General features: G+C 37.3%; 19 protein-coding genes, 2 tRNA genes, 3 rRNA genes and 3 pseudogenes. 19 read left to right on the top strand and 8 right to left on the bottom strand.

All coding sequences use genetic code 11. The annotated features are described in order from the left end of the window. Positions 1-160: 160 nt before the first annotated feature. The 11 genes and pseudogenes from FOD82_RS07010 (at position 161) to FOD82_RS06960 (ending at position 10437) form a co-directional block, all read left to right on the top strand. Positions 161-697 carry a hypothetical protein gene (locus FOD82_RS07010; protein ID WP_144355753.1) on the top strand — a complete coding sequence of 179 codons (537 nt, stop codon included), beginning with the start codon at positions 161-163 and terminating at the stop codon, positions 695-697. Between the two features lie 190 nt (positions 698-887). Beyond that, a complete protein-coding gene (locus FOD82_RS07005) occupies positions 888-1085 on the top strand; it encodes a hypothetical protein (protein ID WP_144355752.1) in 198 nt (65 codons plus the stop codon). A gap of 167 nt (positions 1086-1252) precedes the next feature. Further along, positions 1253-1525: pseudogene (locus FOD82_RS07000) on the top strand (transposase); the annotation flags it as partial. A gap of 507 nt (positions 1526-2032) precedes the next feature. After that, a 16S ribosomal RNA gene (locus FOD82_RS06995) occupies positions 2033-3597 on the top strand. 204 nt (positions 3598-3801) lie between these two features. Further along, positions 3802-6707, top strand: a 23S ribosomal RNA gene (locus FOD82_RS06990). Positions 6708-6775: 68 nt separating this feature from the next. After that, positions 6776-6892, top strand: a 5S ribosomal RNA gene (rrf, locus tag FOD82_RS06985). Together the 16S, 23S and 5S rRNA genes with 1 tRNA gene alongside form the textbook arrangement of a ribosomal RNA operon. 13 nt (positions 6893-6905) lie before the next feature. Next, positions 6906-6978, top strand: a tRNA-Asn gene (locus tag FOD82_RS06980). Positions 6979-7273: 295 nt separating this feature from the next. After that, complete coding sequence (locus tag FOD82_RS06975; protein ID WP_144355750.1) at positions 7274-8284, top strand: PTS sugar transporter subunit IIB; 1011 nt, start codon at positions 7274-7276, stop codon at positions 8282-8284. A 23-nt stretch (positions 8285-8307) separates the two neighbouring features. Continuing rightward, positions 8308-9114, top strand: a complete 807-nt coding sequence (locus tag FOD82_RS06970) for a PTS mannose/fructose/sorbose transporter subunit IIC (protein ID WP_144355749.1) — start codon at positions 8308-8310, stop codon at positions 9112-9114. 27 nt (positions 9115-9141) lie between these two features. Next, positions 9142-10062 carry a PTS system mannose/fructose/sorbose family transporter subunit IID gene (locus FOD82_RS06965; protein WP_144355748.1) on the top strand — a complete coding sequence of 307 codons (921 nt, stop codon included), beginning with the start codon at positions 9142-9144 and terminating at the stop codon, positions 10060-10062. A 6-nt stretch (positions 10063-10068) separates the two neighbouring features. Then, positions 10069-10437, top strand: a complete 369-nt coding sequence (locus tag FOD82_RS06960; protein WP_144355747.1) for a DUF956 family protein — start codon at positions 10069-10071, stop codon at positions 10435-10437. A 39-nt stretch (positions 10438-10476) separates the two neighbouring features. On the opposite strand, the pseudogene FOD82_RS09875 reads toward FOD82_RS06960, so the two are convergent. After that, a pseudogene (locus FOD82_RS09875) lies at positions 10477-11386 on the bottom strand (LysR family transcriptional regulator). 111 nt (positions 11387-11497) lie between these two features. On the opposite strand from FOD82_RS09875, the gene FOD82_RS06950 reads away from it, so the two are divergent. After that, entirely contained in the window at positions 11498-11947 is a 450-nt protein-coding gene (locus FOD82_RS06950) for a DapH/DapD/GlmU-related protein (protein ID WP_186277722.1), read from the top strand. Between the two features lie 30 nt (positions 11948-11977). Here FOD82_RS06950 and FOD82_RS06945 read toward each other — a convergent pair whose 3' ends face one another. Then, entirely contained in the window at positions 11978-13351 is a 1374-nt protein-coding gene (locus FOD82_RS06945; RefSeq protein WP_144355745.1) for an amino acid permease, read from the bottom strand. A gap of 332 nt (positions 13352-13683) precedes the next feature. Between FOD82_RS06945 and adhE the strand changes: the two genes are divergently transcribed. Next, positions 13684-16302, top strand: a complete 2619-nt coding sequence (adhE, locus tag FOD82_RS06940; RefSeq protein WP_144355744.1) for a bifunctional acetaldehyde-CoA/alcohol dehydrogenase — start codon at positions 13684-13686, stop codon at positions 16300-16302. Positions 16303-16416: 114 nt separating this feature from the next. Then, positions 16417-16900, top strand: a pseudogene (locus tag FOD82_RS06935) (HAD-IIB family hydrolase). 407 nt (positions 16901-17307) lie between these two features. On the opposite strand, the gene FOD82_RS06930 reads toward FOD82_RS06935, so the two are convergent. The 4 genes from FOD82_RS06930 to galE form a co-directional block, all read right to left on the bottom strand. Further along, positions 17308-17922, bottom strand: coding sequence for a hypothetical protein (locus tag FOD82_RS06930; RefSeq protein WP_242450205.1), 615 nt, complete (start codon positions 17920-17922; stop codon positions 17308-17310). Between the two features lie 126 nt (positions 17923-18048). Next, a complete protein-coding gene (locus tag FOD82_RS06925) occupies positions 18049-19707 on the bottom strand; it encodes a phosphoenolpyruvate carboxykinase (ATP) (RefSeq protein ID WP_144355742.1) in 1659 nt (552 codons plus the stop codon). A gap of 219 nt (positions 19708-19926) precedes the next feature. Then, on the bottom strand, positions 19927-20091 hold the full coding sequence (locus FOD82_RS09795; protein ID WP_186277721.1) for a hypothetical protein: 165 nt from the start codon (positions 20089-20091) through the stop codon (positions 19927-19929). 145 nt (positions 20092-20236) lie between these two features. Then, positions 20237-21229 carry a UDP-glucose 4-epimerase GalE gene (gene galE / locus FOD82_RS06920; protein WP_144355520.1) on the bottom strand — a complete coding sequence of 331 codons (993 nt, stop codon included), beginning with the start codon at positions 21227-21229 and terminating at the stop codon, positions 20237-20239. Positions 21230-21345: 116 nt separating this feature from the next. On the opposite strand from galE, the gene FOD82_RS06915 reads away from it, so the two are divergent. The 5 genes from FOD82_RS06915 (at position 21346) to FOD82_RS06895 (ending at position 24129) form a co-directional block, all read left to right on the top strand. Then, positions 21346-22104, top strand: a complete 759-nt coding sequence (locus FOD82_RS06915) for an NADPH-dependent oxidoreductase (RefSeq protein ID WP_144355741.1) — start codon at positions 21346-21348, stop codon at positions 22102-22104. 49 nt (positions 22105-22153) lie between these two features. Beyond that, positions 22154-22226: transfer RNA gene (locus FOD82_RS06910), tRNA-Thr, on the top strand. Positions 22227-22382: 156 nt separating this feature from the next. Further along, on the top strand, positions 22383-23036 hold the full coding sequence (locus FOD82_RS06905; protein ID WP_144355740.1) for a CatB-related O-acetyltransferase: 654 nt from the start codon (positions 22383-22385) through the stop codon (positions 23034-23036). Positions 23037-23145: 109 nt separating this feature from the next. After that, positions 23146-23667 (top strand): GNAT family N-acetyltransferase, encoded by a 522-nt coding sequence (locus FOD82_RS06900; protein ID WP_144355739.1) that lies wholly within the window; start codon positions 23146-23148, stop codon positions 23665-23667. A 12-nt stretch (positions 23668-23679) separates the two neighbouring features. Continuing rightward, on the top strand, positions 23680-24129 hold the full coding sequence (locus tag FOD82_RS06895) for an ASCH domain-containing protein (protein WP_144355738.1): 450 nt from the start codon (positions 23680-23682) through the stop codon (positions 24127-24129). Between the two features lie 43 nt (positions 24130-24172). Here FOD82_RS06895 and FOD82_RS06890 read toward each other — a convergent pair whose 3' ends face one another. Beyond that, positions 24173-24433 carry a Txe/YoeB family addiction module toxin gene (locus FOD82_RS06890; RefSeq protein WP_144355737.1) on the bottom strand — a complete coding sequence of 87 codons (261 nt, stop codon included), beginning with the start codon at positions 24431-24433 and terminating at the stop codon, positions 24173-24175. Further along, positions 24433-24684: a type II toxin-antitoxin system prevent-host-death family antitoxin gene (locus FOD82_RS06885; RefSeq protein WP_144355736.1), complete on the bottom strand. Its 252-nt coding sequence runs from the start codon at positions 24682-24684 to the stop codon at positions 24433-24435. The genes FOD82_RS06890 and FOD82_RS06885 overlap by 1 nt, the downstream gene beginning before the upstream one ends. Positions 24685-24792: the final 108 nt, after the last annotated feature.

Genomic DNA, 24792 nt, shown 5'->3' with positions numbered 1-24792 from the left:
TAAAGAGTTACCCTTTTAAGGTAGCTCTTTTTTATAAGTATAAAATTATATTTGTATAGTATAAAATAAATAAAAAATATAGAATAGATTATTGAATAATATAACTTGGGATAGTAATATGTTTTTTGAAAATTATGTATAAGAAAGGAATTTAATCTCCATGCTAGAATATCTTATAGGACTGGAGAGTCTGATTAATGCTGGTGAAAGAAAAATTACCGTCACTAAGTTATGTAGAAAAAGTAATAAAGGATTGAATGATTTTAACTATCGTTTTAAGACCATGGGAGAATTCATAACCCAAGTCTTAGAATATGAGTTAAATAATAATTTACGTGCAAATACTTCTGAAGATTTTTCTAGGATTTTTTATAATGTTTTAAGAGAAATCTATAATCGAAAGTATTATTATCATGCTGTGATAGGCTTGTTAGATACAGGACATTTTGAGAAGCGAATTGAGCATAAAATTAAGGCATATCACAAAATTGAAAAAATCTTTATGATGGAGATTGAAGAATACATTAAAAGTACAGGTGTTTTGCGGATGAGGGATGTAAGAGGGTGTGCGAGCCATATTTGTTCAAGAATTCAAGTTTGGTGGACACATGAATTTAATGAAGATCCACAGACAATTTATCAAGAACTTCGTTCATCATTAGATATAGTGGAAAAAGCAAAAAGGGAAAAATATTAATAATAGATGTCTGAGAAAAAAACTAGATACTTAAAATAGAAAAATCCGATAGAAATCATTTCGATCTCTATCGGATTTTTCTATTCCTAATAATCACATTGTTTCAGTAATTAATAATTTTGGATATTATTCCTGAAGAAATACTTTTAGAAGATTAGCATAGTACTGGTAGACCGACTATTATCCGACAATGATGGTGATCGCAGAAGGCAGGCAGATCTTCTATCACGCGATTAATAATTTCAGGAGCAGTGATCATGCTGATCGACTAATCAAAGAATCTTTTGTTCATTTTATTAATCTTTTGCAAGAAGAAGGATTGATTAGAGAAGATGCCATCTTTATTGATGAAGCAAAGATTGAAGCTGAATTTCTTAAAGATTTATAACGAACTGTTTCAAAAAGAAGTTGAATTAGCTATAAGCGAAGAAAAAATTCAAAAGTTAGATGAGAGTATCGAATGAGAACCTAAAGTAATGCCAGACGGTTTTGTAAAGAAGCAACGCAGACATAACCTTAAAAAATACGTTCGTAATTTTCATACTAAGAGTTAAAAAGTATGAGAAGTTAGAACAAATCTTTGACGATCGTAATAGTTACTCTAAAACTGATCATGACGCCACATTTATGCATATGAAAGAAGATCATATGAGAAATGGACAATTAAAGCCCGGTTATAATGTTCAAGCAGCTACAACTAACCAAGTAGTAGACTTTGCACTCTATTCTAATCTAACGGACTTTAGAACCATCCTTAAATCAATGAAGGTTATAGATAAGTTTCAAAATATAGTAGCTGATGCAGGATATGACAGTGAGCTTAATTATTATGTTCTTGAAGATAAGAACTGCTACATTCCATATACTTGTTATGAGAAAATACAAGAATATTTGATTTAATTTAAATTTTTTAGAAAAAAGGGTTGCAATTTAACAAAAAGTCCTGTATTCTAATAAAGTCGCTTGAAGCGATAAAGAACTTCTGAAAAAGGAAGAGACAGCTCAAGAAAACTTTTTAAAAAAGATTCAAAAAAGGGGTTGTCAAAAAGAAGAAAAGCTGGTAATATATTTAACTGTCGTCAGGAAAAAGGCAGAAAGCCAAAGAGAGATGACAGCCAAGCTCAAAAATCTTTTAAAAGAAATTGAAAAAAGTTCTTGACAAAAGAAAATGAGCCTGATATAATATAAAAGCTGACTTCTAAGTCAGAAGGTAGTACATTGAAAACTGAACAAAGTTTCGCAAAGTGTGCGGGTGTAATAACCCAAACAAATGAGCGAAGTCAATTCGCAAGCAATAAATTTTGAGACAAAGATCTTAAAAAAACGATTATTTATAAAAATGAGAGTTTGATCCTGGCTCAGGACGAACGCTGGCGGCGTGCCTAATACATGCAAGTCGAGCGAGCGGAATTAGCAGATTTACTTCGGTAATGACGCTTTGGAAGCGAGCGGCGGATGGGTGAGTAACACGTGGGTAACCTGCCCTTAAGTCTGGGATACCACTTGGAAACAGGTGCTAATACCGGATATGATCTATAGCTGCATGGCTGTAGATTGAAAGGCGGCGTAAGCTGTCGCTAAAGGATGGACCCGCGGTGCATTAGCTAGTTGGTGAGGTAACGGCTCACCAAGGCGACGATGCATAGCCGAGTTGAGAGACTGATCGGCCACATTGGGACTGAGACACGGCCCAAACTCCTACGGGAGGCAGCAGTAGGGAATCTTCCACAATGGGCGAAAGCCTGATGGAGCAACGCCGCGTGAGTGAAGAAGGTTTTCGGATCGTAAAGCTCTGTTGTTGGTGAAGAAGGACATGAGTAGTAACTGGCTCATGTTTGACGGTAATCAACCAGAAAGTCACGGCTAACTACGTGCCAGCAGCCGCGGTAATACGTAGGTGGCAAGCGTTGTCCGGATTTATTGGGCGTAAAGCGAGCGCAGGCGGAAAGATAAGTCTGATGTGAAAGCCCTCGGCTCAACCGAGGAATTGCATCGGAAACTGTGTTTCTTGAGTGCAGAAGAGGAGAGTGGAACTCCATGTGTAGCGGTGGAATGCGTAGATATATGGAAGAACACCAGTGGCGAAGGCGGCTCTCTGGTCTGTAACTGACGCTGAGGCTCGAAAGCATGGGTAGCGAACAGGATTAGATACCCTGGTAGTCCATGCCGTAAACGATGAGTGCTAAGTGTTGGGAGGTTTCCGCCTCTCAGTGCTGCAGCTAACGCATTAAGCACTCCGCCTGGGGAGTACGACCGCAAGGTTGAAACTCAAAGGAATTGACGGGGGCCCGCACAAGCGGTGGAGCATGTGGTTTAATTCGAAGCAACGCGAAGAACCTTACCAGGTCTTGACATCTAGTGCCATCCTAAGAGATTAGGAGTTCCCTTCGGGGACGCTAAGACAGGTGGTGCATGGCTGTCGTCAGCTCGTGTCGTGAGATGTTGGGTTAAGTCCCGCAACGAGCGCAACCCTTGTTATTAGTTGCCAGCATTAAGTTGGGCACTCTAATGAGACTGCCGGTGACAAACCGGAGGAAGGTGGGGATGACGTCAAGTCATCATGCCCCTTATGACCTGGGCTACACACGTGCTACAATGGGCAGTACAACGAGAAGCGAACCTGTGAAGGCAAGCGGATCTCTTAAAGCTGTTCTCAGTTCGGACTGCAGGCTGCAACTCGCCTGCACGAAGCTGGAATCGCTAGTAATCGCGGATCAGCACGCCGCGGTGAATACGTTCCCGGGCCTTGTACACACCGCCCGTCACACCATGAGAGTCTGTAACACCCAAAGCCGGTGAGGTAACCTTTATGGAGCCAGCCGTCTAAGGTGGGACAGATGATTAGGGTGAAGTCGTAACAAGGTAGCCGTAGGAGAACCTGCGGCTGGATCACCTCCTTTCTAAGGAAGCTGAATGGTGGAGAGTAGAGATACTAACAGAAGCCAAGAAAGCAAACGGAAGCACACGAGAGAAACTTTGTTTAGTTTTGAGGGTAGTACCTCAAAAGAGCTAGTACATTGAAAACTGAATAAGAAACCAAGCAAAAACCGAGACAATCATTGAACAGATTGCGAAGAGCGACCGAGAAGAGAGATCTTGAGTAAGGTCAAGAAGAAAAGGGCGCACGGTGAATGCCTAGGCACTAGAAGGCGAAGAAGGACGTGACGAACCACGAAAGTCCTCGGGGAGCTGTAAGTAAGCTATGATCCGGGGGTATCCGAATGGGGGAACCCAGTGCAGAGATGCATTACTTATCATTGTTAAGATGGTAAGGGCAAGACGCAGTGAACTGAAACATCTAAGTAGCTGCAGGAAGAGAAAGAAAGATCGATTTCCTTAGTAGCGGCGAGCGAAGAGGAAAGAGCCCAAACTCAGTAATTTATTATTGAGGGTTGTAGGACTGCAATAAGGCACTTCAAGAGATAGCAGAATCATCTGGGAAGGTGAGCCAGAGAGGGTGAGAGCCCCGTAAGCGAAATCTTAAGAAGGCTGAGCAGTATCCTGAGTAGGCCGGGACACGAGGAATCCCGGTTGAATCCGCGAGGACCATCTCGCAAGGCTAAATACTAGCTAGTGACCGATAGTGAACCAGTACCGTGAGGGAAAGGTGAAAAGAACCCCGGAAGGGGAGTGAAAGAGAACCTGAAACCGTGTGCCTACAAGTAGTCAGAGCACATTAAAGTGTAATGGCGTGCCTTTTGTAGAATGAACCGGCGAGTTACGTTATGCAGCGAGGTTAAGTCAGAAAAGACGGAGCCGCAGCGAAAGCGAGTCTGAATAGGGCGAGCAGTTGCATGACGTAGACCCGAAACCAAGTGACCTACCCATGGCCAGGTTGAAGGCGTGGTAAAACACGCTGGAGGACCGAACCCACGTAAGTTAAAAATTGCGGGGATGAGCTGTGGGTAGCGGTGAAATTCCAAACGAACTTGGAGATAGCTGGTTCTCTCCGAAATAGCTTTAGGGCTAGCCTCGTGGTAGAGGATAATGGAGGTAGAGCTCTGTTTGGACTAGGGGCCCGTCAGGGGTTACTGAATCCAGATAAACTACGAATTCCATATATCCATACACGGGAGTCAGACTGCGAGTGATAAGATCCGTAGTCGAAAGGGAAACAGCCCAGATCACCAGTTAAGGTCCCCAAATCTATGCTAAGTGGAAAAGGATGTGGAGTTGCGTAGACAACTAGGACGTTGGCTCAGAAGCAGCCATCATTCAAAGAGTGCGTAATAGCTCACTAGTCGAGTGGCGCTGCGCCGAAAATTTACCGGGGCTAAGCATAGTACCGAAACTGTGGATGTGTTTTAAAGAGCACGTGGTAGGAGAGCGTTCTAAGTGCGGCGAAGGCAGATCGAGAGGACTGTTGGAGCGCTTAGAAGTGAGAATGCCGGTATGAGTAGCGAAAGATAGGTGAGAATCCTATCCGCCGAAAGACTAAGGTTTCCTGGGGCAGGCTCGTCCGCCCAGGGTAAGTCGGGACCTAAGGCAAGGCCGAGAGGCGTAGTCGATGGACAACAGGTAGAGATTCCTGTACTGCGATCAATCGTTAAGAGCGATGGAGGGACGCAGGAGGCTAGGAACGCGTGGGGCTGGAAATCCACGTTCAAGCGTCAAGCCAGAGAGTGAGTCAAATGCTTGCTCTTGATAAAAGCAAGGCGTGATGAGGAGCGAAATAAAAGTAGCGAAGGTTCTGATGTCACACTGCCGAGAAAAGCTTCTAGCCAGAGAGATCGTACCCGTACCGCAAACCGACACAGGTAGTCGAGTGGAGAACACTAAGGTGAGCGAGAGAACTCTCGTTAAGGAACTCGGCAAAATGACCCCGTAACTTCGGGAGAAGGGGTGCTGATCGTAACAGATCAGCCGCAGTGAATAGGCCCAAACAACTGTTTATCAAAAACACAGGTATCTGCAAAGTCGTAAGACGACGTATAGGTGCTGACACCTGCCCGGTGCTGGAAGGTTAAGAGGAGAGCTTAGCTTAGGCGAAGGTTCGAATTGAAGCCCCAGTAAACGGCGGCCGTAACTATAACGGTCCTAAGGTAGCGAAATTCCTTGTCGGGTAAGTTCCGACCTGCACGAAAGGTGTAATGATTTGGGCACTGTCTCAACGAGAGACTCGGTGAAATTATAATACCCGTGAAGATGCGGGTTACCCGCGACAGGACGGAAAGACCCCATGGAGCTTCACTGTAGCTTGATATTGGGTATCTGTTAAACATGTACAGGATAGGTAGGAGCCTGAGAAGATAGGACGCTAGTTTTATCGGAGGCACTGTTGGGATACTACCCTTGTTTGATGGATACTCTAACCTCGGCGCCTCAGCGGCGTCAGGGACAGTGTCAGGTGGGCAGTTTGACTGGGGCGGTCGCCTCCTAAAGTGTAACGGAGGCGCCCAAAGGTTCCCTCAGAATGGTTGGAAATCATTCGCAGAGTGTAAAGGTATAAGGGAGCTTGACTGCGAGAGATACATCTCGAGCAGGGACGAAAGTCGGGCTTAGTGATCTGGTGGTACCGTATGGAAGGGCCATCACTCAACGGATAAAAGCTACCCTGGGGATAACAGGCTTATCTCCCCCAAGAGTTCACATCGACGGGGAGGTTTGGCACCTCGATGTCGGCTCGTCGCATCCTGGGGCTGAAGTCGGTCCCAAGGGTTGGGCTGTTCGCCCATTAAAGCGGCACGCGAGCTGGGTTCAGAACGTCGTGAGACAGTTCGGTCCCTATCCGTCGTGGGCGCAGGAAATTTGAGAGGAGCTGTCCTTAGTACGAGAGGACCGGGATGGACGCACCGCTGGTGTACCAGTTGTCTTGCCAAAGGCATCGCTGGGTAGCTATGTGCGGAAGGGATAAGCGCTGAAAGCATCTAAGTGCGAAGCCCCCCTCAAGATGAGATTTCCTTTGCGAAAGCAGTAAGACACCTCAGAGACTATGAGGTAGATAGGCTGGAAGTGGAAGAGTAGTGATACTTGGAGCGGACCAGTACTAATCAGTCGATATCTTGACCAAAGCGATTCGCAACGGTTTTTGCGGAAAGGTTTCATATTCAGTTTTGAGTGTAAAAGCTCACAAAAGAGTACGGTGGCGATAGCAAGAAGGATACACCCGTTCCCATGCCGAACACGGAAGTTAAGCTTCTTAACGCCGAGAGTAGTTGGTGGGAGACTGCCTGCGAGGGTAGGCAGCTGCCGTGCTCTTTTTTAATATTCCGGCTTAGCTCAGTTGGTAGAGCGCTTGACTGTTAATCAAGATGTCGTCAGTTCGAGTCTGACAGCCGGAGCTAGCGGAATAGGAATAAAAGGCGAGGATAGTTTGTCCTCGTCTTTTTTGTTTTAAATTTCACATTCTTACTATATAAAGACTGTACAAAACAGAAAATTTAATATATACTATCTATAGTGACATAATGTCACATGGCTGTTAGAGTAATAATTTATTATGCTAGCATTATATAGTACTATTTTTAAAAAAACATTGCTCACTTTTTCATCATTTTGCAGAAAACGCTATCAAAATATAAAATTTTATAGTACAATAATAGCGGATTCATTTTTTGATCTAGAGGAGGAAATAACATGGTAGGAATTGTTTTAGCCAGCCATGGTGGTTTTGCCGATGGTATTGCACAATCAGCACAAATGCTATTTGGTGAACAAGACAATTTTGCTCATGTCATCTTAAAACCAAGCGAAGGTCCAGATGATATTCGTGGCAAAATGGAAAAAGCAATTGCTTCGTTTGATAGTCAAGATGAAGTATTGTTCTTAGTAGACTTATGGGGAGGCACACCTTTCAATCAAGCTAATGGGCTTCTTGAAAAACATGCAGATAAATGGGCAATTGTAAGTGGTTTAAACTTACCAATGGTAGTTCAAGCATTAACTGAAAGAATGATGAATGCTAATGCAACTGCTCGTGATATTGCTACTGCTGTAATTGAGCCAGCAAAAGATGGTATTAAGACTAAGCCATCTGAATTAATGCCTCAAACAGAAGCAGCTCCTGCGGCTACGTCAGGTGATTCTGCAGCATCTAAGAAATCTATCCCAGAAGGCACTGTTATTGGTGACGGTCATATTAAATATGTTTTGGCTAGAATTGACTCACGTTTGCTTCATGGTCAAGTAGCTACTGGATGGATTCCAGCAATGAAACCAGATCGTGTAATTGTTGTTTCAGATAGTGTTGCAAAAGATGATTTGCGTAAGAGTATGATTCGTGAAGCAGCTCCTGCAGGTGTTAAAGCACATACTGTTCCACTTAAAAAGATGGAAGAAATTGCTAAAGACCCACGTTTTGGTAATACTCATGCACTTCTTTTATTTGAAAATCCAGAAGATGTGCTTCGTGCTATTAAAGCCGGCGTTGATATTAAAGAAATCAATGTAGGTTCAATGTCATATTCTGAAGGTGACGTTAACGCTAACAATGTATTGTCAATGAATCAACAAGACGTTGATACATTCCGTGAACTTGAAAAGATGGGCGTTAAGTTTGATGTAAGAAAGGTTCCTTCAGATAATCCTGGTAATATGGATGCTATCTTGAATAAAGCACAAACTTTACTTGATGAACAAAAGAAATAATAAAATTAATTAGGAGTAATTAAATGAACGCTATACAAATGATTTTGGTAGTGGTTGTTGCTTTTCTTGCTGGTACTGAAGGTATCTTGGATGAATGGCAATTCCACCAACCATTAGTTGCATGTACATTAATTGGTTTAGTAACAGGACACTTGGACTTAGGCGTAATGCTCGGTGGGTCTCTTCAAATGATTGCTATGGGTTGGGCAAACATTGGTGCTGCCGTTGCACCAGACGCAGCTCTTGCATCTGTTGCCTCAGCAATCATCTTAATTGAAGGTGGTCAAGGAACAAAGGGTATTGGTACTGCTACTGGTATTGCTATCCCACTTGCAGTTGCTGGTTTATTCTTGACTATGATTGTACGTACCATTTCTACTGCTATTGTTCACATTATGGACGCAGAAGCTAAAAAGGGTAATTGGCGTATGATTAATTTGTGGCAATGGATTGCAGTTTGTCTTCAAGGTTTAAGAATTGCTATTCCTGCTGCTTTATTATTAGCTATTCCTTCAAATGTCGTTAAAGGTTGGCTTGCAATGATGCCACAATGGTTAAACGAAGGTATGACTATTGGTGGTGCGATGGTTGTAGCTGTAGGTTATGCCATGGTTATTAACATGATGGCTTCAAAAGAAGTATGGCCATTCTTTGCTATTGGTTTTGCCTTAGCAGCTATTAAGGACTTAACTTTGATCGCTCTTGGTGCTATTGGTCTTTCAATGGCTTTAATGTACTTAGCACTTGAAGCAAAAGGTGGTAAAGGCGGTTCAAATTCAGGCGATGCTGGTACCGGTGATCCACTTGGCGATATTATTGACGACTATTAAAAAGACCAATAGAGGAGGATTTTTATAATGGCTGATAAGAAAATCAAATTAACAAAAGCCGACCGCTTCAATGTTATGTGGCACTCACAATTCCTTCAAGGTTCTTGGAACTATGAAAGAATGCAGAACGGTGGTTTCGCTTATTCATTAATTCCTGCATTGAGAAAGCTTTATCCAAATAAAGACGATATGTCTAAAGCTTTAAAAAGACAATTAGTATTCTTCAACACTCACCCATACTTGGCTTCACCTGTTCTTGGTGTTACTTTGGCTTTGGAAGAAGATAAGGCTAATGGTGCCGATGTTGAAGATGAAGCAATTCAAGGTGTTAAAGTTGGTATGATGGGACCTTTGGCTGGTGTTGGTGACCCAGTATTCTGGTACACTGTTCGTCCAATTTTAGGTGCCTTGGGTGCATCAATGGCTTTAACTGGTAATGTTCTTGGTCCAATTTTATTCTTTGTATTATGGAACATTATTAGACTTGCCTTCTTGTGGTACACACAAGAGTTTGGTTATAAGGCAGGATCTGCTATTACTAGCGATATGTCAGGCGGTCTTCTTCAAAAAGTAACCCGTGGGGCTTCAATGATGGGTATGTTCGTCTTGGGTGCCTTAATTGAACGTTGGGTAAACATTAAGTTCACCCCAGTTGTTTCTCAAACTCCTATTCAAAAAGGTGGTTACATTGAATGGGATAAGTTGCCAAAAGGCGCTGAAGGTATTCAACAAGCTCTTCTTCAATGGAATAAAGGCGATGGTATGTCTTTAACTAAGACCAAGACCACTACTTTACAAGATAACTTGGACCAATTAATTCCAGGTTTGGCAGGTCTTCTTCTTACTTTCCTATGTATGTGGTTATTAAAGAAGAAAGTTTCACCAATTTGGATTATTATTGGTATTTTCGTAGTTGGTGTTCTCTTCCACGTATGGCACATTCTTTAATCAAAAATGGTTAAATCAATTAATACAAAAGTCGATCTAACTAAGAATGGAACTTGGTTTAGAGGAATTCCTTCTTATGGAAAAATTATGATTGGCGATAAAGCATTTGAGTTTTACAATGAGAAAAATATTGGAGATTTTGTTCAAATTCCATGGGATGAAGTTACATATGTAGTAGCTGATGTTAAATTTGGTGGAAAATATATTCCTAGATTTGAAATCAGAACTAAAAAGAATGGAAACTTTATATTTGCATCTCGTGATGTCAAAGAAACACTACGTGCAATTAATAAATATATTCCTTCAGATCATATGAGACGCTCACTTAGTCTTTGGCAAGGTCTAAAGCAACGATTTACTCATCGTAAAAAATAAAAAATAAAAATCCTTCCTATAAAAAATAGGAAGGATTTTTTAATCTTCAGAAATTGCTGCTCGAACTCTATCAATAAAAAGCTGAGCTACTGGTGAAAGTGGAGTTTCGTGTTTCCAAATTATTGTAATTGGGGAAGTCATAGCTGGTTTTAAAGGTTTGAATAAAAGTCCTGAACCAGCAGATGTATTTGCAAGTTTATCAAAGCAAAGCATGGTTGCAGCATGATTTTTTACCATTAAGGTAGCGTTATAATTTAAGTTGTAATCACCAATAAAGTCAATGCTTTTATAATAGTTGCCAAACCAAGATTGGAACAAGTTTCTTTCATTAGCTTGAGCAGAGTTTAAAATCGGGCGTCCGACTAAATCTTTTGGGGTGACAAATTTTTTGTCCTTTAAGATGTCATCTTCTGGGATTAATACTCCCCAAACATCTTTTTCAGGTAATTTAAGCGATTCATAGTTGGTTAATGGCAGATCACCCATTATTACTGCAAAATCTAATGTGCCATGATTTAAGCGCTTTTCCGTGATAGTATAATCACCACTAAAAATCCGTGATAGTATAATCACCACTAAAAAGATGAAGTTTAACCGTTGGATAATCTTTGATAATGTTGCTGATAATGTTCATAATTCTTTGCATTCCAGCACTTTCACCAGCACCAATTGTTAAATCTCCACTAATTACGGCTGAAGAGCGTAAATTTTCCTTAGTTTTATTAGATAAAGCAATAATTTCTCGGGCTTGTTCTTGTAAATATTGTCCTGCCGGTGTAAGGACTAATTGACGGGGATGCCGTTCGAACAGCTTAACTCCTAATTCGTCTTCTAAATCAGCAATTTGTCTTGAAAGAGCTGGTTGAGACACTAGAAGTTTTTCTGCAGCGCGAGTCATATTCAATTCTTGTGCTGTTGCTAAAAAGTAATTTAGTACTCGAATTTCCATAGTTGCTATAAATATTAGTTATCCTTAAATATAATCAATAAGTTTTTAACATTATTACTCTTTCATTTTAAACTTAATTTTAGTAATAATAAAGAAAAGGAACTAATAAAAATGGAAGATGCAGTTCAACAATTAGTGGCACAAAATCAGCGGTTATTGCAAAATTTAAACACAGAACGTCATTGCAAATGTGAAATTAATCAATTAATTGGTGAAATTATTGGTAAAAAAATACCATCTTCAACGGAGATTCGTCTGCCTTTTTATACTGATTTTGGCAGAAATATTAAGATTGGTAAAAATGTTTTTATAAATTCAAATGTAATGCTTGCCGATGAGGGTGGAATCGTTATAGAGGATGGAGTTAAGATTGGTAGTAATGTGCAGATATTAAGTGTAGATACAGTTTTAAGTTCTAAAAAAGTCATAATTAAAAAAGGTGCCAAAATTGGTTCTGGTAGCATTATTTATCCGGGTGTAGTAATTGGAAGGAATGCAAAAATTTTACCCGGAAGTATCGTAAAACACTCGATAGAGGATAATAGTATTTGCAAAGAATAAAAAAATCCAGCTTACAAAGCTGGATTTTTATTAAGCATTTTTTTCTTTATCCCAAATTTTACTAATTGTATAAAGTACAGCAAAGATAATCATTGCTGCAATCATTGGAATGCGATAACTTGGCAATATTAAAAGTAAAATTATCATTAAAATGAAAAACGCTAAAATTAAATAGTCAAGATATGGAAAACCTGGCATTTTATAATCGCTTAATTGATCTTCTGGAGTAGTGCGACGATAAGCCATATGAGTTAAAGTCATCAAGCACCAGATAATAAGAAACATACTGGTTGAAGTGGATGAAATGAAGTTAAATGCTTGGTCACCAATAATTAAAGTGATTAAAGGTGCAAGCCCCATTAAAATAGCAGATAAAATTAAACCATTTTGTGGTAATTGTCTACGTGATAAGTGACCAAAGGTTTGATTCCACTTTCCTTTTCCATCATAAGTTACTGAAAATAATAATCTGCCGGCACTATATAAGAAACTGTTAGTAGAAGAAACAGCTGCAGAAATAACTACAAAGTTGATAATTGAACTTGCATTACGAATGCCAGTTGCACCTAAAGCTTGTACAAATGGACTTGAACCTGTAGAAACTTTTGACCATGGAATAACCAATAAAATAGCTAAAATAGCTAAAACATAGAATAAAATAATTCTAACTGGTAATTCATTAATAGCATTTTTTAATGTAACTTTTGGATTTTTAGCTTCAGCAGCTGTTAATCCTACTAATTCGACCCCAATAAAACTGAAGATAACCATTTGGAAGCCTTGTAAAAATCCTTTACCACCGCGGGCAAAAAAGCCACCATTATCCGCAAGATTTTCAAACGATATTGGACCAAAAGTAGTTTTACCACCTGTTACTAATAAATAACCAATCAAAAGCACAAAGGCAACAATTGTTACAATCTTGATAATTGCAAAACTAAACTCTAAATTTCCAAAAACTTTGGCTGAAATTAGGTTAATTATCAATAAAACGACAATTGTAATAAGTCCCGGAATCCATGGCTTTAAACTTGGAAACCAATATTGAAAATAAATTCCTAATGCAGTAGTTTCTGCCATTCCTAATGTAATCCAACTTAACCAATATAAGTAACCTGTAATAAAGCCAATGTTTTTTCCTAAATATTTTTCAATAAAATCAATATATGTGTGCTTATTTAAATCGGACATAATAAGCTCACCTAAAGCACGCATTAGTAAAAATAAGAAAAGACCTACAATGATATAAATTAGAATAACACTAGGACCGGCACGATGAATACTATCACCAACTCCTAGGAATAATCCTGTACCGATTGTCCCGCCCAAGGCGATAAGCTGAATATGAGCATTACTTAAAGTTCGCTTATATCCAGTATTGTTTTGTGAATCCTTATTTGTCATTCAATCGCTCCCATAAAAATATGTTTAATAGTATTTTACCATTACTTAAAAAAGCTGCTATATTTATATATATTTTTTAAGAAATTCTAAAAATCTTAATAAATTATAATATATGTAAACATAAATAGCTTTACTTATATAAAGTTTGTTAATTCACAAACAAATAAAAATGATAGCGATTACATTCAAGAGAGAGTAAATTTTATCTTTAGCTACTGTGCTTGTGCAATAGAATATTTACTAAGTTAAGCATTTACATTTTTTTATTAAGTGCTATAGTAAAGATTGTAAAGAAGTTCACAATAACTAGTTAGTCTTAGAGGTAATAGAGAATGGCTAAAAAAGAACAAAAGCAAACTCTAACAGAAGAGCAGAAAAATCAACAAGTTTACGATATGGTTGATAACTTGGTGAAAAAATCACATATTGCTTTAGATGAAATGGCAAACTTCACTCAAGAACAAGTTGATAAAATTTGCGAAGCTATTGCAACTGCAGGTGAACAAAATGCGTATCCTTTAGCAAAGATGGCAGTTGAAGAAACTGGACGTGGAGTTGTAGAAGATAAAACAACTAAGAATATGTATGCAAGTGAAAATATTTGGAATTCACTTCGTCATGAAAAAACAGTTGGTATTATCAATGAAGATAAAGAACAAGGTTTGATAAAAATTGCAGAGCCTAAAGGTGTCATTGCTGGTGTAACTCCTGTAACTAATCCAACTTCGACAGTTATTTTTAAAACCATGCTTGCTCTCAAGACTAGAAATACAATTATTTTTGGTTTTCACCCACAAGCACAAAAATGTTGTGTTGAAACAGGTAAAATTTTACAAAAAGCAGCTGTTGCAGCTGGAGCTCCTAAAGACGCAATTCAATGGATTGAAGAACCAAGCTTAACTGCAACTAATGACTTGATGACGAATCCTGGAGTTCAAACAATTTTAGCAACAGGTGGTCCAGGAATGGTTAAGGCAGCTTATTCATCTGGTAAACCTGCAATTGGTGTAGGTCCTGGTAATGGTCCATCATACATTGAAAAAAGTGCTAATATCGACCGTGCAGTTTATGACATTGTATTATCTAAGACTTTTGATAATGGAATGGTCTGTGCTTCAGAAAACTCTGTTGTGGTTGATGATTCAATTTATGATAGAGTAAAGGAAGAATTTAAAAAGTGGAACTGCTACTTCTTGAATAAAGATGAAATTAAGAAATTTGAAGAACATTTTATTGATCCTCGTCGAGGCACTGTAGCAGGACCAGTAGCAGGTAAAAGTGCATATGATATTGCAAAACTTTGCGGAGTTGATGTTCCACGAGATACTAAAGTGATTGTAGCAGAATATAAGGGTGTAGGTCGCGACTTCCCATTATCTGCTGAAAAATTGTCACCAGTCTTTACTCTTTATCGTGCTAAAAATCATGAAGATGCATTTAAGATTTGTACTGACCTTCTTGATTATGGTGGTCGTGGTCACACTGCAGGTATTCATTCAAGTGATAATGAAATCATTAAAAAGTTTGCTATGAAGATGGATGCTTGTCGTATTTTAGTAAATTCACCAGCTGCACTTGGCGGTATTGGTGACCTTTATAACAATATGCTGCCATCATTAACTTTAGGAACTGGTTCTTACGGTGCTAATACATTCTCACATAATATTGGAGCAATGGACTTGCTTAATATTAAGACTGTAGCAATGCGCCGTGATAACATGCAATGGGTAAAGGTGCCAGCTAAAACTTATTTTGAACATAATGCAGCTAACTACTTACGTCATATGCCAGATGCACACCGCTTTTTCATTGTTACTGATGAAGGTGTAGCAGATCAAGGCTTTGCTGACGAAATTACTGATATAATTTCTAAGCGTCGTGGTACAAAAGAATACGAAGTGTTTAAAGCTGTTACACTTGATCCATCAACCGACGTCATTAAAGATGGTGTTCATAGAATGGAAATCTTTAAACCAGATGTTATCGTAGCAATTGGCGGTGGTTCTGTGATGGATGCAGCTAAGGCTATGCGTTTATTTTATGAAAATCCTGAGATGACATTTGAAGAAGCATATCAAAAGTTCTTAGATATCAGAAAACGTGTAGTTCGCTTCCCAAAGACTAATGATGTAAAGCTTGTATGTATTCCAACTACTTCTGGAACTGGTTCTGAAGTTTCTCCAATTGCAATTATTAAAGATGCTGAAACAGGTATCAAACACACTTTATGTGATTATGCATTGAACCCAGATGTTTCAATTGTTGATGATCAATTTGTTGAAAAATTACCAAAACGCTTGATTGCTTGGTCTGGTTTTGAAGCACTTGGTCACGCAATTGAAAGTTATGTTTCAACAATGGCGACTGACTTTACTCGTGGTTGGTCACTTGAAGCTATTAAAACAATCTTTGAGAACCTTAAACCTTCTTATGATGGTGATATGGAAGCTCGAAAACGAATGCATGATGCAGCAACTATTGCTGGTATGGCTTATTCAAATGCCTTTCTTGGCTTGGGTCACTCAATTGCCCACACTGTAGGTTCAACTTTTGATATTCCAAGTGGTGTTAGTGATGCGATTGCTCTTCCGCAAGTTATTCGCTTTAATTCTAAACGTCCACAAAAATTAGCTATGTGGCCTCATTATTCTGTTTATCGCGCAGAAAGTGACTATGCTAATATTGCTCGTGCGCTTGGTTTAACTGGTAAAAATGATCATGAATTAGTTGAAAAATTAGTACAAAAGATTATTGATTTAGCTCATTCAGTTGATATTAAACTAGCATTTAAAGAGTATGGTGTTGACAAGAGTGAATTTGATAAGAAAGTCAATGACTTAGCAGTTGAAGCTTATGGTGATCAAAATACGGTCACTAATCCAGTAGCACCACTTATTAAACAGACTGAGTGCTTAATGCAGGACTGCTATGAAGGCAAAGATGTAAAATAATTTCCCGGGAAATAAATCGCCAATTTTGAATACATATCCTATAAAAATAACCGTATCCTCTGTGGGGGATGCGGTTATTTCTTTTAGTTTGTTATAATAAAGATGATGATAATTATGACAAAACGATTGATTTTTTCAGATATTGATGGAACTTTACTTAATTCAAATTTGACTGTTTCAAAAGAGACTAGGAATACAATTCGTAGACAAATTATTAAGGGCAATCCATTTATACCAGTTTCAGCAAGAAATATTAAAGCAATAAAAACAGCAGTCGATTCTGTTGCGACAATATTGCCAATGGTTAGTTTAGTCGGAGCACTTGTAGTTGGTAAAGTCAGCTCCGCATTTATTGGAAATAATGCTCAGGGGTGTCAATAAGGGTGAAGGAGTTAAGGCAATTTGTCAAGAATTTGATATTTCTCTTAGAGATGCTTGGGCATTCGGAGATAACTTTAATGATGAAGATATGCTCAATATAGTAGGACATCCAGTGTTAATGGGGAATGCACCTAAAGATTTAAAGAGAAAGTTTTCTACTGTAACTTTAGATAATGACCATGATGGAATTGCAAAAATTCTAAATGAATTAAATTAGTAAACAAAAAATCATCAGATTGATAAAATAGTCTGATGATTTTTATTATGGATCTTACTAATTTCAAATATTAACTTAATTCCTTGATAATGTCTTCCATTTTTTATTAGATATCAATTATTACTTTTTCTCTTTTTAATTCGTAAAAAAGTAAATATTGCATCAATTAGAAATACTATATCTAATGGTATTAATAGGAGAATCATAATTCTTCCAGACAATTGTATCCCAATAAGATTAGATATTAGAGCAATTAGAATAGGAATAAAGATATTCCAATATCCTAGTTTTTGGTAAAGATATAGTTGATAGCGATGATATTGAGGAGTTGAACTACTTATTATGATTATTAATAATAAGAATATACTCCACCAAAATAGATGTGACATATATAATTAGTCCTTAATCTATCTAAAAGTGTGGAAAGAGTAAATGGAAGCAAAGTTAATATCCATATATATTTTACTATGTCTATGTGCCTTGTTATAATTATATAATCTATTATACATGGAATCGGCATACATTCCTATAGCATCCCCTAGTGTACCTGCGATTTCATGCCCAGTAACTTGAGCCACCATCGAAGCGACCGTAGCAATTCCAGAAGCTGTACTTATTTTACCTCTAAACCAATTTACAGCTGCATTTGAAGTAAAGTAAACTCTGACGCCCCACCAAAAAACTCTTACATAACATCCGCTTCTTAATCTAGTAGCACCTTTTACACTTGCAGCAAAAATGTTATAAGGTGAATATCGTGTGATTTCTTTTGTATCTGGATTAATGATTAGGTTGTCATCTTTAATAGCTTTATTAACTATTGTCAATCTGGATTCAACTTGGTTTACCAAGGTAGTTGGCATACTTGTTTTACCTTGATTAGAAAGAATAAATTGATTATTATTGACTACTATAAATTTATCAATTGATTGAATAGAGCTATCAGATAAATTTGCTTGTGAAGCACTTAAATTTGTAGTATTAGATGTATTTTTATTTGTAGTAACTTCTGAGTTAGACATATTTGTAGTATTTGATGATGCAAAGACTGTAGCTGGAGTTTCAATAGTAAGTAGACTTGCAGTTGCTAATAAAAGACAAGTTTGTATTGATTTTTTTATTGTAATTCTCTCTTAACTAATTAACTATTAACTTAATTCCTTGATAATGTCTTCCAAGGTCTTTTTAGCTTCTTCTTGGATTGGAGTTTCTGGATGTTCTTCATCGTATTTATTAAGCCAGTCCAAACGATCTTGCATTCTTCTTGCTAAGGTCTTTTGGTATTCTGGGTCTTCAAGGTGTACTTCATAACCATCAATTGGTAAGTATTGAACACCCTTGAAGTTACCAAATTGCTTCCAGTCGCTATCTTTGATGTCGCCATTAGCTAAGTCTTCAACAATCTTCTTAGTAACTTCTTTTGGAATATCTTTGCCCATGAATGCGTCAGTGTTCAAAATATAACATTGAGCACCACGCTTAGTGAATAATTCCTTGAAATCGCGGTAATCGCCACTTACAGGATAAGCACGGAATGGATCTGCAAATGGTTCAATTACCAAAGTATTCATGTCAAAACCTTTTGGTAAGTTTTCAGCACTAGTACGCTTAGTAGCAAGAGTACAACCCATAGTAGTTGCTAAAACTGGGTCATCAATTCTAAGAAGTGGTGGAAGTGAACCATCTTTCATAATCCAGAACAAAGCTGTAATTGGAGACTTTTCAAAGTCTACTCGGTGAGGACTAGTGTAACGAGTCTTTATAACACGACCATTGTTGTTTCTGAGGTCTTCAGTAACTATCACCTTGTTACCATCTTCATCTTGAGTAACATCACAGTTCATAATTGTAGTGTAGTACTTAGTTTCATGATGGCCTGCTGGATAGTCGTGAGTCTTATCAAAATATGAAGGCTCAAGGGCTACAGAAGAACCATCTTCACGTGAAATAATAAATGCATCATCATGTAAAACTGTGATGTCATATTTACCATCGTACATTTCATGAGTTAAGGTTGATTTACCAGAACCAGAAAGTCCATAAAAGGCAAATACTTTATCATCCTTATCATCAAAGTGGAATGACTTTTCACCACCGTGACAAGCAGTATAACCATGACGGTGAGCAATTGCCCAAGCCAAAGTTAAAGTACCTTTCTTAAGTTCACCAAAGTAGCGGAGGTTAAAGACGGCAGCACAGTTGTGTGGTGCATCAAATACACCTAAGCCCTTTGGAAATTCGGGATCTTGAGTGTTAGGATCGAAGTAAAAGTAAATATCTGGTTCATTATAAGCTTTTGATTTCTTGTACATTTTTTCAGCTTCATCATCAAAGAAATGGAAGTTTAAAATGTAAGAAAGTAAGTTAAACGCTTGATCTTCTGGCATCATAACGTGAGCTTTGACTGTGAAAGTAGGATCAAGACCAACTAAAACAGTAGCTTTTAAGAATTTTTGATTATGACCGGCGTAAATATCCTCGCGTAAGTTTCCTGCGAGAGCTTCTGCATCTTCTTTTGGATCATCAACAAAATGACGCGCACTAGCAGTTCTACCTAAAATTTTACCGTGGTTGTAAACAAGTTGCTTTGCATCTTTTGGTAAGCCTAATTCTTTAGTGTGTAAGATTGGCAAATCAGTAACAATAACACCAGGTTGCTTTTTTGCAAGTTCGTATGCTTCTGCAACGCTCTTAACTTCGTGTACGTTGTTGCCATAAAAAGCACTTTCAATAGTTGCTCGAACTCTACTAAACATAGGGTTAGCTTTTCTAAGTTCATCTTTTGAATAACGTTCTTTTGTACTCATTTTAAGATTATTCCTCTCTAGAACATTCGTAAGCGTTTACATTTGTTTACATACACTATAGTACCACACTTATTTGTGAATGAACACACAAATTTTGAAATATATATTTTGTTTTTATAAAACTATAATTAAAAAGTATCTTTGGCAATTTACCAAAGATACTCTGTACGTTATTGGATTTGAAGTATGATAAGTGTTGGGGAAAATAATAAATAAAGTTTACTTACTTGCTTCAGTAATGAGCTTCTTTAATTCATCATCAGAAAATTCTGTGCCGTATTTATCTTGCAAAGCTTCCAAAATGTAGCCATTGTCGCGATTACGGTGCATCATTTCTCTGGCTGATTTGATGACATCTTCTTTGTCACTTGTTGACATTGTCATTGGAAAACACCTCGATTCCAAAATCTCTCTACACTGCTTATTGTATGAGCTTTTATCATAAGACTCAAAGAATTAGTGTTAATATGCGAATTATTATATTTTTTAATAAAAAAATCACTTCAAAGTGAAGTGATTTTTATTGTTATTACTTATCTTCATAGCCTTTTGGATGACTCTTGTGCCACTTCCAAGCTGTGGCTATTACATCATCAACATTTTCATGCTTTGGCTTCCAGCCTAAGACTTCACGCGCCTTAGTTGAATCTGCTACTAAGCTGTCAGGGTCGCCTCCGCGGCGTGGTCCCATAGTGTAAGGGATGTCGATGCCAGTAACTTTCTTAGCAGCTTCCAAGATTTCCAAGTTGGAGTAACCTTGTGCAGTTCCTAAATTGAAGACATCAGACTTATTAGTTTCCATAACATGCTTAAGTGCTAAAATGTGGGCATCGATCAAGTCTTCTACTTGAACATAGTCGCGAACATTGGTGCCGTCTTTAGTATCATAATCATCACCAAAGATGGTAAAATTGCCATCTCCTGCAATAGCACTCTTTAAAATATTAGGGATCAGGTGAGTTTCAGGACCGTGGTCTTCACCGATTGTGCCATCACTTGAAGCTCCTGCTACATTAAAGTAGCGCAATGCAATTGACTTAATGCCGTCAGCTTTATCAGCCCAGTGCATGATCTTTTCCATCATCATCTTGGTCTCGCCGTATGGATTGATTGGATCAAGTGGAGTGTCTTCAGTGATTGGCAGCTTCTTAGGAATACCATAAGTAGCAGCAGAACTTGAGAAGACTAAGTATTTCACGCCTGCGTCATCCATTGCCTTTAAAAGTGAGATCATACCAGTGACATTGTTGTCATAATATTTAAGTGGCTTTTTAACAGATTCGCCAACTAAAGAATAAGCTGCAAAGTGCATCACAGCATCAATTTTTTCATCACGAAGGATTTTGGAAACTAAGAAAGTATCTTCGATATCACCTTGATAAAACTTAGCCTTAGGATCAACAGCCTTTTTGTGACCTGTATATAAAGCATCTAAAACAACAACATCGTTGCCTTGTTTAACTAATTCTCTGGTGGCATGAGAGCCGATATAGCCTGCACCACCAATAACTAAAACTCGCATATTTTGCTCCTTTGTTAATGTGATTTTCTACCCATCTCATAGTGTAGCATAATTAAATTTCTTAGTTGAACTTACAAAAAATTAGTAATAAACTAAAATAAAAGAGAGGAATTTTTATGATTGATAATTACACAATTAATAAGCAAATTAACCATCGTTCAATTAGAAAATTTAAAAATAAGACTTTAACTAATGAACAATTAACTACCATATATAAGGTATTTAGCCAGACTCCAACAAGCATGTTTATGCAAAATGCTAGTCTACTTCATATTACTGATGAAGAGCAAAAGAAGAGAATTCAAGATTTATGTGGTCAAAATTATGTTGGCGCAGAAGGTGATTTGTTCATTTTTGTAGTAGATTTGTATCGCAATCAACAAATTCGTAAGCAATTAGGAGTTGATGATGGGAGAGTTCATACAACAGACATCTTTTTCCAAGCAATGGAAGATACAATTTTAGCTTTTCAAAATGTAGCAAATGCCGTAGAAAGTATGAATTTGGGATATGTTCCACTTGGAACAATTAATGACCACCCGTTAAAAATGTTAGAGGAGTTAAATTTGCCAGAATTGACTTTCCCAGTTTTAGGGATGCAAGTTGGTATTCCAGATCAAGAGCCTCAATTGAAACCACGTTTACCGCAGAAGTTTACTTGTTTTGAAAATGAATATCCAAAAAACTTTAATGTTCAAGATTTAAAAGCTTACGATGAAAAAGTTACTACTTATTATGATCTGCGTGATAGTAATCGTAGAATTGACTCATTCACTAAACAAATTACCGGTGCTAAACTTAATAATCATGAAACTGATCGTGATGAATTACCAGAAGAACTTCATAAGCAAGGATTATGTTTAGACTGGAAATAATTCTTTTATAAAGGAAGGTTTTTTGCTATAATTACATTGTTATAGCAATGCCGAGTTAGCTCAGTTGGTAGAGCGCTTCCCTCGTAAAGAAGAGGTCGCCAGTTCGATCCTGGCACGCGGCATAAAATATTGCCAGAATATGATAGCTAAGTTGCTGTCATATTTTTTGTAATAGGAGAAAATATGAAAACAATAATTATTAGAATGATTCGTGCGGTAGCCGTGGTAAATGTCCCAAACAAGAGAGGTGAATAATTAGTTACAGAAGGGACAAAGAAATGAATAACTTACCAAATCCAAATGACATTTTTCCAAATCAATATCATACAATGTGCTTTGTTAAAAATGTAGTCAAAGCATCAAACATTGAAATCGGTAATTATACCTATTATGATGATGAAAAAGATCCAACTAAGTTTGAGCAGAACAATATTAAGTTTAACTATCCTGAATTTGGGGATAAATTGAAAATTGGAAAGTTCTGTTCAATTGCGCAAGGAACTCAATTTATAATGGGAGCAGCCAACCATCGGTTAAGTAGTGTAACTACTTACCCATTTGCAGTATTTGGTGGTGAATGGGAAAAACGAACACCAGAACATATGTCACAATTACCTAAAAAAGGAGATATTGTGGTAGGGAATGATGTTTGGATTGGGCGAAACAGTGTAATTATGCCAGGAGTAAAAATTGGAACTGGCTCAATTGTTGCTGCTAATTCTGTTGTGGTAAAAGATGTAGAACCATATTCGATTGTGGGAGGAAATCCTGCTAAATTTATCAAGAAAAGATTTGATGATGAATTAATAAACTTATTGCTTGAATATAAATGGTGGAACTTTAACAAAGAAAAGTTAGTGGAAGTTTTACCTTTGCTTTGTAATCCAGATTTAGCGCAAGTAAAGAAAATAATTAAAACGCAAATCAAATAATATGAAAGTGATGGAAGATATAATGGTCCATCACTTTTTGATTGCTTGTAGTTTTAAATGGAATTAAAATAATTTAAAAGTAAAAATAAATTTAAAAGGATTTAAAACTATGACATTAATCTACACAAGAAGTGCAAAACAAAGCGATTTAGAAGTGATTATGCAAATTATTCAAGAAGCTAAGAACTTTTTAAAAGATAGTGGTAGCAGTCAATGGCAAGGAACTTATCCAGATAAAACTACTATCCAAGATGATATTGAAAATGGTTATGGGCTAGTTTTGATTGTTGATGGTCAGGTTGCTGGTTATAGTGCAGTAATTACTGGTATTGAACCAACATATATTAACATTGAAGGTTCTTGGAAAAACAATAAAGATGTTTATGCGACTATTCACAGGATGGCGATAAGTTCTAAGTTTAGAGGGATGCATTTAGCTGACAAATTTCTTTCTAACATTATCTCAGTCAAATATGCAGAAGGTGTGCGGAACTTTCGAATAGATACTTCTCGTAAAAATAAAATTGTGCAACATATTGCAACTAGTCATAATTTTGAAGAGCGCGGAATTATTTACGTTGATGAAGATCCAGAAGATAAGAGCCGTTTGGCTTATGAATTGAATTTATAGGAAAGAATTAAAATGGATATAAAATCACAAAAATATTGGCATGAATTTTGTAAAAAACACAATTTAGATATAAATACTCCAATTGAAGCATTCGCTTTTGGTAGGACAGATGAGGAAGCAAATTATTTAGCTGATTTAGTGAATAAAGGCATTAAGACTGCAACTACCTCTGCTTATGACTTTTATATTGAAGATCCCCTTCCTAAAGCCGGCAACTACAGTATTATTTTAAATGCAAATGATGAACCAGTTTGTGTTATAAGAAACACTGATGTGCAAATTACTCCATATAATAAAATTACGCCTGAGTATGCTTTCTTGGAAGGTGAGGGAGACCGAAGTTATAAGTATTGGCGTGAAGTTCATGATGAGTTTTTTAAACAAGAATTTAAAGAACAATTAAATGAAGCTTTTGATCCTAAAAGTTTAATGGTGTGTGAATTTTTTGAAAAAATAGACTAAAAAACTTCAAGTCTTAGCTAATGCTAATTCTTGAAGTTTTTCATTAATCAAAATAGTGAAATCTTACTGAAACTATATTTAAGCCATTATCATCAATAAAGTAAATAAATCTGTGTTCGTTTGTAATTCTCCTAGACCATAATCCTGACATATCACCTTTTAGGGGTTCTGGTTTTCCAATTCCTTCGAATGGTGTGCATCTGGTATTCTTAATTAATTTTCTAATTCTTTTAGAAATTTTTTTATCATTATCTAGCCAATATTCAAAGTCTTTCCAGGATTCATCTGACCATATTACATTCATTATTCCCAGTTATGTTCCTTCCCTTTGCCAGATTTTAACTGTTCCCATGATTTCATGATGTGATTTACATTAGCTTTGGAACTGCGAATATAAGCATTTTCTATTAAGTTGTCATATTCATCTTGGCTTAAGAGTACAGAATTACTTTCTCCATCTCTAGAAGTAATAATAATCGCATCTGCATCATCATTTACTTTTTTCATAAAAGATTTTAAATTGTTTCGTACATTTGAGTAAGCTTCAGCTTGCATTATTAGATACCTCCATTTTTGACAATTTTTTGTACAACAATTTTAGCAAAAAATTGTACAAGTATCAAACAAAAAACTTCAAGTTTTAGCTATGCTAATTCTTGAAGT

Source organism: Lactobacillus sp. LL6 (genome assembly GCF_007570935.1).
Classification (GTDB): domain Bacteria; phylum Bacillota; class Bacilli; order Lactobacillales; family Lactobacillaceae; genus Lactobacillus.
Note: the sequence above shows the minus strand (reverse complement) of the source record. Positions and strands in the feature narration are given on the sequence as shown.